Genomic DNA, 11,802 nt, shown 5'->3' with positions numbered 1-11,802 from the left:
TATGGCAAATTTAGCAATACAAACTCATTTTCCTAATGCGAGCCAAGTGATTTATGGCTGTATGGGACTCGGGGGAGGCTGGAACCAAGGGAAAGTTGGCACCAGCGAAGTTCAGCAAGCCGAAAACATCATAGATGTGTGCTTATCAGAGCAGATTAACTTTTTTGATCACGCAGATATTTATGCCTTTCAAAAAGCAGAAATCGCCTTTGGCGGGGCGCTGAAAAATCAGCCTACACTGCGCGAAAAAATGATACTCCAAAGTAAATGTGGAATACGTTTAGCTGAAGATGGCCAAGTAAAACACTATGATTTGTCTAAAGATTGGATAATTAAAAGTGTCGAGGGCATATTATCTCGTTTAAATACAGAATATTTAGATATCTTGTTACTCCATAGGCCCGATCCTCTGATGCAGCCTGATGAAATTGCTGAAGCATTTTCAATATTAAAGCGAAGTGGCAAAGTCGACCATTTTGGTGTTTCGAATATGCACTCAGCCCAAGTTCAACTTATCCAATCTAGTTTAGATAGTCCTCTGGTCGCCAACCAACTAGAAATGAGTTTGGCTCAGTTAGATTGGCTTAATGAGGGTATCACTGCTTGTCAGCCAGGTTATCAAAATATCGCATTTAGTGCAGGCACCATAGAATATTCAATGATGAATGCGATTCAATTGCAAAGTTGGGGCTGTCTTGCACAAGGTTTGTTTAGTGGACGAGATGTGAGCAATCAATCTCAAGTTGTTCAAGCCACAGCTAGTTTGGTTAGCCAGTTAGCGCTGAAATATCAAACGAGTTTAGAAGCGATTGTTTTAGCATTTTTATTTAAGCACCCAATGAATATGCAGGCTGTAATTGGTACAACTGATATTCAGCGGATCAAAAATTGCACTCAAGTCGCCAATGTTAATTTATCAAAAATGGATTGGTATTTATTATTTGAAACTGCTCGTGGTGCAGAAATGCCGTAAAGCCATAAAGCCAGTTTATTAAGGTTTGTTAGATTTTATGCAAAGAAAGTATGAAGTTATTGTTTTTGATTTAGGCGGTGTCTTATTGGATATTTCGGGCGTCCAAGATATTTTATCTTGGCTTGGAAATCGACTGACTTTGCCTGAATTTTGGCTTAAATGGATTAATTCTGACAATGTTCAAGCATTTGAAAAAGGTTTAATGTCTCCTGACACCTTTGTCCGTGAGCTGATCAATGAATTTGATTTAGCTGTAAGCGAGCAAGAATTTGTAGATTCATATTCAACCTGGATTAAAGGTGTGTTTCCAAGTGTAGAGAAAATAATTAATCAGTTAAAGCTAGATTATAAAGTAGCCTGTTTAACCAATACTAATTTGATTCATTGGCCTGAAATTGAAAAAATGCAGCTGCTTGCTCAATTAGATTATCAATTTGTGTCTTTTAAAATGGGGGCGGTAAAACCAAATTCTGACATTTATCAACTCATGTTGGATGAACTCTCGGTATCGCCAGAGCAGGTATTATTTGTTGATGATAACCAAATTAATGTTGATGCCGCTTTAGCTTTAGGCATAGATGCTTATAGAGTGGTGGGTATTAGCGAATTACAGGCATTGCTTAAGCAACTCAACCTTATCGATTAAAACAACTAAAGATATCTATTGGTCAATTAAAACGAAAACCTTGGCTGATAGGGTAAAGGTAATTAGATATTAATAACAAGCTCAAGCATAAATGATTGAGCTTGTTAATTTTGCTTAAATTTTACTCGTGAAAATTAATCGCTTTACATTGGCTTGTTAAATTTCGCCATATCTAACTCTTTTTCACTCTTAGCGACAATACAGCTGACCATAGAGTCACCAGTAACATTGACCGCGGTTCGAGTCATATCTAATAATCTATCAACACCTATGATTAATGCAATCCCTTCAACTGGCAGTCCAACCTGTTGGAAAACCATTGCAAGTAATATAAGACCCACACCTGGCACACCTGCAGCGCCAATCGAAGCTAAGGTTGCGGTTAATAATACCGCAACGTAATCAGCCATACTTAAATCGATTGCAAAAACCTGCGCAATAAACACAGTCGCAACCCCTTGCATAATCGCAGTTCCATCCATATTGATGGTTGCGCCTAATGGCACTGTGAAAGATGAAACCGAGTTATTAACGCCCATCTTCTCTGTCACAGTTCTCATGGTAATTGGCATGGTGGCGTTGCTGCTCGATGTGCTAAATGCAAAAAGAGCGGCTTCTTTCATCTTGGTTAAAAATATCACCGGATTTAGGCCGCTTAAAAATTTTAAAATGAGTGGGTATGTAATTAGTGCATGGATAAAAAGTACGGCTAAGACGGTTAAAAAGTACCAAATGAGTGGTTCAATGGCTAAATAGTCTAGATAAGTAAATAATTTTGCCATTAAGAAAAACACGCCGTATGGCGCTAGATTCATTAAAATAGCGACTAACTTCATGATGACTTCGTTTAAGTCGAAAAATAAGGCAGATAATCTTTCGCCAGCTTTACCTGATAATGCCATTGCGATACCAAATAAAATTGCAAAAACAATTATTTGTAGCATATTGCCTTTCGCCATCGCATCTATCGGGTTACTTGGAAACATGCCTAAAACAACCTCGACAAAGCTAGGCGCGGGCTTAGGTGTAAATTCTGTTTGGGTCTGTAAAGTAAAGCCTTGTCCCGGTTCAATAAAAGTTGCGACACTTAAAGCAAGTGTAATCGCTATGGCGGTTGTAATTAGGTAGAGGGCTAATGATTTTACGCCTAATCTTCCGATTTTGGCTGAATCGTTCAAGGAGCAGGTACCGCAAACTAATGAGACAAATACCAGAGGCACAACTAACATTTTTAAGCTGGTGATAAATATTTGACCTCCAACATGAAAAATGCCTTCAACAAAGAAGCCTTTTAATGATAACTCGAAAATACCTAGGTTTATTAGTGTGTCGGTTTCTTTGCTAACACCTAGTCCAAATAACTTACCAACTAAAATACCAAGTACCATAGCTATGATTATTCTGAATGTCAGGCTTGTTTTTAGCAGGCTTACGCTGTTTTGAATCAAGATTGTCTCCAATTATTTTAATTTTGTGAAAAATATCTAGATAATTTGTTTGTGATAACTGTGAGTTAAAACAAATTTGGGCTAGTATTATTGAGAATACATTACTATAGAACTTAAGACCATGGAGTGCAAAATGCTAAAGCAGTATCGCTATTGGCTCGTTACCTTATTTATTACATTGTTAAGTGCATGTAGTGGAGGAGGTACATTAGAAGATCAAAACAGTGAAGGCAGTACAGAAGAGTCGGTTAATTATAGTTTAACCTTATCCGCAGTGGATAATACCGGACAATCTATAGAACCCTATACAACGTCAGTCGATAACAAGTTAACTGTAACAGCAACCTTGCTTGCAAATGGCAGCCCAGCTTCAAATCAAATTATAAATTTTGGCACCAGCGCCGGTAGTATTTCGCCTTCAACTTCGGTGGCAACTAATACTTCTGGTCAAGCCATAATTGTATTGTCACCAGGAACAGAAGTAACTGCTGATGTGCTGACTGTATCCTACACTCCCTCTGGCGAGTCTGATATTACTCAAACTCTAAACTACACCAGTGCTGGTGGTGGGAGCTCTGGTGGTAGTTCTGATAATGTCATTCTTACAGGAAATTTCTTTAAATGCCCTGCCGATTTTGATGCTGAGCCACTAACAGTTAATGAGACGAACTGTACAATTAAAAATGGAGATAATGGAGTTAATAATATTAATTCGATTGAGCCTATATATCTTGTTATTCGTGTGATGGAATCGGACAACACCACACCTGTTGCTGATGCTATCGTTAATGCTAGTACGTCTTTAGCTAGTTTAAACGTTAGTTCTACATTGACTAATTCTACCGGTTACGCATTATTCAGGCTAAATGGTAACGGCGTTGCTTCTGCAGACGCTATCTCAATTTCTTCCAATGACGTGACCCAAAATTTCAATTATCAAGTATCGACAACCCAAATTCCAAGTGAAACCGTTTCTAGTGACTATTCTATTGTGCTTGAATTACTGGATGTTGAGACTAACACTGTTGCGATCAATCAAGTGAGTGCGGCTAACAAAGGTTTACTTAAAGCAACTGTAATGAAAAACGGTGCTGTTTTACCAGCCAATGAAATTGCACTAGTTTCGTTTAATGCAAATGTTGGAATTTTATCTCCGTCTTCAGCTAGAGCAATTACTAGTAATGGCATAGCGACGATAGCGCTTAGAGCCGGTAGCGTTCCTGATGCTGGCAGTGCTCAAGCGAGTATAGAAGTTGCGACTGGAACGGTTAGTTCTAATACTATTCTTTATACTAGTGCGGGTGATGATATCAATATAATTAGTGACAGATATCAACTAGATTTAAGGCTTGTGGAAAAAGGGACAGAGAATGATATCAATACGGTTTCTACCAGTGTTCAAGGAGAGTTAATTGCTAGATTAACTGACTCTAGTAGTAATCCAGTTGAAAATGCAGTGATTCAGTTTACGACGAGTTTAGGTAATTTATTTCCACAACTAGGAACCGCTATTACCAATGAACAAGGGGTTGCGACCTTAGATTTAACCCCAGGTTCAGTTAAAGGTGCTGGACAATTAACGGCCACTTTTGAAACCGCTCAAGCATTTGAATTTTTTGAATCTGCTGGAGATGAAATCGAGCAAGACGCAGCATATGACGTGACAGCCCTAATGTATGATTGTTCGGCTGATGGTGCAGACAAGACTAATGGAACAGGATGTACTTTAGATACTTCTGTCACTTTAACTCAACCAAGGGTTTTAGTGATTAAGGTGACTGAAGAAGATTCAGGTGTCAACGGCACAGGCATACCTAATATGTTAGTCAATGTAACAACGGATAATGGTAATTTGAGTCCAGAAAATGGCCGAATACTGACTAATTCAAATGGTTTCGCTTATGTTGATGTTAATGCCGGAGAGGGGATTGGCGCTGGACAGTTAGATATTACCTTACCAAGTTCAAATGCTTCAGGAACAACAACTGCCTTTTTCCAAATTGGCGCAGCCAATATTGCCATGGGTAACCAAGTGAACGGCAGTTTTGAAGAAACCGTTTTAGTTAAAGAAGTTGATGGCACCACTGACTTAGCTTCGTTAGCACCAGGTAGAACGGCTACCTTAGTGGTGAATATTATTAATCTAGAAGATGATACGCCTTACACCGCTCCTATTGATGTGTTGTTTTCATCAGCCTGTGCTTCACTTGAAGAGCCTAAAGCTAAAATAGATTCTGTTGTTAAATCTATTAATGGTGTTGCTAAAGCTACTTATGTTGCGGATGGCTGTGAAAGTCAAGATGTAGTAACTGCCACAGCAATTGCAGGCACTCGCTCACTGAGTGCAAATGGAACAGTCGTTTTAGATGATGTACCAGCGGATTCTGTTTTGTTTGTCTCTACCGAAATTGCAGATGAAGTTGTTACGGATAATCCGGTTATTACATTCCCTGGAACGGGCACAGCTGATAAGGCAACGCTAACATTTAAAGTTTTAGATGATAATAATAATCCTAAAGCAGGACAAAAAGTTAAATTTTCACTTGCGAATGATATAGGCGAAATTAACGGTTTAGGCGGAATAGAATTATCACCAACTGAAGCAATATCTTTTACCGATGGTACAGTACAAGTTAACGTTAAATCGGGTCGATTTGCTTCTGCTATAGTCGTTTTAGCTGAGTTGGTTGACTCGAGTGATGATTTAGTTGCTTATGCCGTTTCTAATAAACTCTCATCTACATCTGGTATTGCCGATCAAAACAGTTTCACTTTCGCTGCTGAGCATTTCAATGTGTATGGCTGGGATGTGATATCGGGCGAAAGTGAGTTAACCGTTGTTATGTCAGATCATACAAACCATCCTGTAATTGATGGTACGACTGTGACATTTTTTGCTGAAGGTGGTAACACATCAGCAGGTTCATGTTCAACTACGAATGGGGTTTGTACAACAACTTGGAGATCTGTCGATCCTAAGCCGCAAGGCGATAATTTAGATGATGGATTTTGTGATATTGGTAATGATAATGATCCAGCAAATGATACTGCTGTAGATGGCAAACCTTGTTATGACTTTGCACTTGCATCTCCGGTTTCGTTACGTCGAGCTAGAGCGGGTAGAGTCGGTATTTTAGCTTATGCCTTTGGTGAGGAAACCTTTGTTGATGCTAATAAAAACGGTATTTATGACGCAGGTGAAACATTTTATGATTTAGCTGAAGCGCATCGAGATGACAACCAAGATGGTGTGTTCTGTGGTATTCAATCTGGTTTAACACCAGCACCTGCACCGGCAGATCCTAATACTCCTTTTATTGACCGAGGAGATGTTACATTTGCACCGGGTGTTGATGAAGATGATTGTTTTAGAACCTCATCAAATGCAGATGAATATATACTTTTAGGAGCTGCTGATGAAGAGTTTATCGATATCAATAATGACCAAACTTACAATAAAGGAAATGGAATATATAATGGTTTAGCCTGCACGGTTGAAAATCAAACCGCGGGTGTTTGTAGTCGTGATTTAGTGTCTGTTCGACGCAGCTTAACGCTTGTTATGTCGGATGATAATGCGAGAATTCGTATTATTGCTGATAATTCAGAGATAGATTCCTCTACTGGGGTGATTAATCTATGTCGAACAGGCAGTACAGATGCAGCTTGTGTTACCTATGGTGATGGCGTATCTAGTGTTAACTTTACTGTCTATCTAACGGACTTAAATAATAACCCTATGCCGGCAGGTACGAAAATAGATGTGCAAACTTCTAATGGTGAATTAGTTGGAACAACTAGTTTTACTGTTGGTGAAACCAATACGGCAATTCCACAAGGCTTCCCGTTTACTGTTAAACGAGAAGTTGCTGGAGAAGGAAACTCGGTCGATGCTGCACCACTGACTATCACTATCACAACGGAAGCAACAGATACTCGAGCTTCAACTGTGACGGCCTATGCCATTACGGTTGTTGATAGTGATTGATTTAAGTTCCTTTTGATTTAAAACCACTCTTAAGCGCAAACAGGCGGGTCCTCCGCCGTTTGCCATACTTTCACTTAAATCTACAAAATGCACGCTCTGAATTGGATTGTCGCCTTGTAGAACGCTTTTAATTATATCTGCTGTTACTTGGTTTTTTTTACATTGCACAGGGCAAATTAAAGCCATTTTTTGGTCTGGCAGAGTCACAATCTGGCTATTAAATAAATAGGTTTGAACGGCTTGCTTTAAACTTAGCTCTTGTTCTGTAATTTCAATTAGATACAAAGGTTTATTCGGGTAAAAATCTTGCCATTTCTGTTTTATTTTCGCTATGACAGCTGCTGTGTTTGCAAAGCTAAGTTGATGGTAGAAAAATAGATTTTCATTACCGACAGAAATGACATCATTGTGAAAAACGCCAGCATTTATCGCGTTAGGATTTTGTTGGATATGTAGCGTGTAATCCGGATCTAATTTATGTTTTCTGGCAATTGCTAAACCGGCTTGTTTTGACTGTCTTGCTGGGTAGATCAGTTTAGCTACGACAGGCGACATAGGGTCAAATCCGTAGATAAATATATTTAACCCTTTTACACCATGATCTGGGCTTAATCTAATATGGTTTGCAGACCCTTCGTCGGCAAACCAAGTATGATTTGGTAAAGCTTGATGCAGGGTGAAAAGCTGAGAATCGTTAAATATGTTGGCTAAATTTTGTTTGGTAGTTGAAGTCTCAATTAAACGATGAAAATAAGTTTGTAAATTAGCCGGTGTAATATGTAATTTGCCATCTAAAGTATCGCATGATGGGCTTACAGTTGCTGCATTTGCGGCCCACATAGACGAAGCAGACAGCAAAGAGTTTTTTAATTTTTCATCTAATTTATCAAAGTCAGTTTGATTAAATACGCCAATTTGTTCGAGTAATTGTTTATTTGGTCTAGAATGGATCGGTAAGCTGTATTGGTGAATGCCTAAATTAGTTAATAAATTAAACTTATTTAACCATTCTTGGCTCGCTTTATCTGGATTGGCAAGTTTGTTTTTTGAGTTAATCGAAGCTAGGTTACCAATAGATAACCCTGAAAAATTGTGTGTTGGGGAAATTTGACCATCAAAATTGACTTCGTAATACTTCATAAAGTTATAAATGTTAAATTTATGAAAGAATACTTAAAATATAGACGAATTTTTCTCCGATCAGCGGCTAAATACAAATATCTGGATAAAAAGGCTTGCTAGATTATTCTTTTATCTATATATCTTTAAAAAAGAGGTGCGTTTTGCACTGTTTTATTCCAATTAATTTATAGAACTATTGATATCATATGGGAAAGTCACTCGTAATTGTCGAATCGCCAGCCAAAGCGAAAACAATCAATAAGTATCTAGGCAACCAATATGTTGTTAAATCGAGTATTGGTCATATTAGAGATTTACCAACTTCATCAAAAGGTAAGGTTGGACTAACTGCTGACACTAAAAAAATGTCAGCAGAAGAAAAAGCTGCTTATAAAAAGAAAAAAGAAAAAGCTGCGCTAGTTGCAAGAATGGGTGTAAACCCAGAACAAAGCTGGCAAGCTGAATATGACATCTTACCCGGTAAAGAAAAAGTCGTAGCTGAACTACAAAAACTAGCGAAAACAGCTGACACTGTTTATCTCGCAACGGATTTGGATAGAGAGGGAGAAGCAATCGCTTGGCACTTACGTGAAGTGATTGGCGGCGAAGATACTAAATACAAAAGAGTTGTATTTAATGAAATTACTAAAAAAGCAATTCAAGAAGCTTTCTCTCAACCTGATGAATTAAATATTGACCGTGTTAATGCCCAACAAGCAAGACGATTTTTAGACCGTGTTGTTGGTTTTATGGTTTCTCCGTTATTGTGGAAAAAAGTCGCTAGAGGTTTATCTGCCGGCCGAGTTCAATCAGTAGCTGTTCGCTTAGTTGTTGAACGTGAAAGAGAAATCAAAGCTTTTATTCCGGAAGAGTTCTGGGATATCCACGCAGATACAAACACAGCCGGTAAAGAAAACTTACGCTTAGAAGTCGTTAAACAAAACGGTAAAAACTTCAGACCTGTTAATAAAGCACAAGCGGATGCTGCGTTTGCTAAACTTGAACCAGCTGATTATCAAGTTTCAGATTGTGAGACACGCCCAACTTCTAGCCGACCAAGTGCTCCTTTTATAACGTCTACCTTACAACAAGCTGCGAGTACGCGTCTTGGCTTTGGTGTGAAGAAAACTATGATGCTTGCTCAGCGACTTTATGAAGCGGGTTACATCACTTATATGAGAACCGACTCAACCAATCTAAGTGCTGAAGCGGTTGCAAGCTGTCGAGATTTTATTGCCGATAATTATGGTAACAACTACTTACCAGATGAAGCTAAAATATACGGTAGTAAAGATGGCGCTCAAGAGGCCCATGAAGCCATACGTCCTTCTGTTGTCACTACAGTTGCAGAGTTAGTTGACGGGGTCGATGCGGATGCTAAACGATTATATGAACTGATCTGGCGTCAATTTGTGGCCTGCCAAATGGTTCCTGCAAAATATAACTCTAGTACTATCACAGTAAAAGCTTCTGATTTCGAGTTAAAAGCTAAAGGTCGAGTCTTGGTTTTTGATGGTTGGACACGAGTTCAGCCGCCAGCTTCTAAAAAAGGAGCTGAAGACCAACTGTTACCAGCCGTGAATGTTGGCGATAGTTTAATCCTTGATAAGCTCGATCCTAAACAGCACTTTACTAAGCCACCTGCAAGGTTCAGTGAAGCGGCTTTAGTTAAAGAATTAGAGAAAAAAGGTATAGGCCGACCTTCAACTTATGCTTCTATCATTAGTACGATACAAGATCGTGGCTATGTCAGATTAGAAAGTAAGCGTTTCTATGCTGAAAAAATGGGTGAAATTGTCACAGATAGATTGTTAGAGAATTTTGACGATTTAATGAGTTTTGATTTCACAGCGAATATGGAAAAGCATTTAGATGACATAGCAAATGGTGATTTGCAGTGGATAGCTGTGCTTGACCAATTCTATTCTGGCTTTAGTAATAAACTTGAATTAGCTGAAAAACCACCAGAAGACGGTGGTATGCGATTAAACCAACCAATTAGTACCAATATTGATTGTCCGGACTGTAATCGCCATATGACGATTAGAACGGCTTCTACAGGTGTTTTCCTAGGTTGTTCAGGCTACGCTTTACCACCAAAAGAACGTTGTACTAAAACAATGAACTTAACCCCGGGTGAAGAAGCAGTTGACGCTAACGATGAAGAAGCCGAAACAAATGCTTTACTTGCAAAAAAACGCTGTGAAAAATGTGGTACAGCTATGGACAGCTATCTAATCGATACAGAACGTAAATTACATGTTTGTGGTAATAATCCGTTGTGTGATGGTTTTGAAGTAGAGCAAGGTCAGTTCAAGATTAAAGGCTATGATGGCCCAATTATAGAGTGTGATAAATGTGAATCTGAAATGCAGCTTAAAAATGGCCGATTCGGCAAATATTTTGGTTGTACTAATGATGAATGTAAAAACACACGCAAATTATTAAGAAATGGACAACCAGCGCCACCAAAAGAAGATCCTGTGCCTTTACCAGAATTACCTTGTGAAAAATCAGATGCTTACTTTATGTTAAGAGATGGTGCTTCAGGCATCTTTATGGCAGCTCACAACTTCCCTAAATCAAGGGAAACTAGAGCGCCAAAAGTAGAAGAGTTAAAGCGCTTTAGAGACAGAATTTCACCTAAGTTTTATTATTTAGCTGATGGGCCTGAAAAAGATAATGCAGGTAATCTTGCCATTATTAAATATAGCCGAAAGTCTAAAGAGCAGTATTTAGCCTCTGAAGTTGAAGTTGATGGCAAAGTAAAAGCGACAGGCTGGTCTGCAAAGTATGTAGATGGCAAGTGGGTTGAAGAGATACCAAAACCCAAGGCTAAAGCCAAGCCGAAGGCTAAACCAAAAGCTAAGAGCTAGTGCAGTGAGTTAATTGAATTAAACAAAAGGCGAATTTTTATTCGCCTTTTTTATTGACTAAATTTTAGAGAATGAACTTTATTTTTGGTTAATAAATAATACCAATCCATCCTAATTATTACTCAATTTTACGGGTTAAAAAACACGTAAACTGCGTTATGAATTTTGTTATTAGTTTACGAGTAGCGGCAATTCATGCCTTGTTAGCACACTTTTTTTCTACGTAAAATATAGACCAAAAATTTAGGGGAACTGGTATAAACTAAACAAAGAATTGATTTGAGGAATTGTAATATGAAACCAACCGCAATTAATTATTTGGAGCTACCAGCTTGCAATATTCAAGCAACTCAGAGGTTTTTTAAAACGGTATTTAATTGGCAATTTCAAGATTATGGCCCTGATTATACCGAGTTTAAAGATACAGCGATAACAGGTGGTTTTTATCGGAGTGAGTTAGAATCAAGAGTGGCAACTGGAGGCGCGTTAGTTGTTTTTTATGCTGAAAATTTACCTCAAATTCAGAGCAAGATTAAAGCTGCTGGTGGCAGTATCATTAAGCCAATATTTGAGTTTCCTGGCGGTAAACGTTTCCACTTTTTAGAGCCGAGTGGAAACGAATTTGCGGTTTGGTCAGATACATAAGTTGAAAAGCATTTTGAATCAAGTTCAACAACTTATTGGTAAACAATCTCAACTAAGGATAACAGCTTTCTTTCTTGAGGGCCTTTTTCCTGATAATTGCGTTG

7 protein-coding genes are annotated in these 11,802 nt (G+C 38.5%); 5 read left to right on the top strand and 2 right to left on the bottom strand.

The window, feature by feature from the left end; translation table 11 throughout:
* The first annotated feature begins 1 nt into the window (after position 1).
* Positions 2–973 (top strand): aldo/keto reductase, encoded by a 972-nt coding sequence (locus tag XM47_RS03955; protein ID WP_048689932.1) that lies wholly within the window; start codon positions 2–4, stop codon positions 971–973.
* Between the two features lie 37 nt (positions 974–1,010).
* Positions 1,011–1,619, top strand: coding sequence for an HAD family hydrolase (locus XM47_RS03950; RefSeq protein WP_048689930.1), 609 nt, complete (start codon positions 1,011–1,013; stop codon positions 1,617–1,619).
* A gap of 143 nt (positions 1,620–1,762) precedes the next feature.
* Here XM47_RS03950 and XM47_RS03945 read toward each other — a convergent pair whose 3' ends face one another.
* Positions 1,763–3,067: a dicarboxylate/amino acid:cation symporter gene (locus XM47_RS03945; RefSeq protein WP_281175789.1), complete on the bottom strand. Its 1,305-nt coding sequence runs from the start codon at positions 3,065–3,067 to the stop codon at positions 1,763–1,765.
* Between the two features lie 133 nt (positions 3,068–3,200).
* Between XM47_RS03945 and XM47_RS03940 the strand changes: the two genes are divergently transcribed.
* Positions 3,201–7,055, top strand: coding sequence for an Ig-like domain-containing protein (locus tag XM47_RS03940; RefSeq protein WP_048689926.1), 3,855 nt, complete (start codon positions 3,201–3,203; stop codon positions 7,053–7,055).
* Here XM47_RS03940 and XM47_RS03935 read toward each other — a convergent pair.
* A complete protein-coding gene (locus XM47_RS03935) occupies positions 7,011–8,195 on the bottom strand; it encodes an N-succinylarginine dihydrolase (RefSeq protein ID WP_048689923.1) in 1,185 nt (394 codons plus the stop codon). The genes XM47_RS03940 and XM47_RS03935 overlap by 45 nt on opposite strands.
* A gap of 188 nt (positions 8,196–8,383) precedes the next feature.
* Between XM47_RS03935 and topA the strand changes: the two genes are divergently transcribed.
* Both topA and XM47_RS03925 read left to right on the top strand, forming a co-directional pair.
* Positions 8,384–11,053 carry a type I DNA topoisomerase gene (gene topA, locus XM47_RS03930; protein WP_048689919.1) on the top strand — a complete coding sequence of 890 codons (2,670 nt, stop codon included), beginning with the start codon at positions 8,384–8,386 and terminating at the stop codon, positions 11,051–11,053.
* 294 nt (positions 11,054–11,347) lie between these two features.
* On the top strand, positions 11,348–11,698 hold the full coding sequence (locus XM47_RS03925) for a VOC family protein (protein ID WP_048689916.1): 351 nt from the start codon (positions 11,348–11,350) through the stop codon (positions 11,696–11,698).
* Positions 11,699–11,802: the final 104 nt, after the last annotated feature.

This window comes from Catenovulum maritimum, from assembly GCF_001050375.1.
Taxonomy (GTDB): domain Bacteria; phylum Pseudomonadota; class Gammaproteobacteria; order Enterobacterales; family Alteromonadaceae; genus Catenovulum; species Catenovulum maritimum.
The sequence above is the reverse complement of the archived record's forward strand: the minus strand, read 5'-3'. Positions and strand labels throughout refer to the sequence as shown.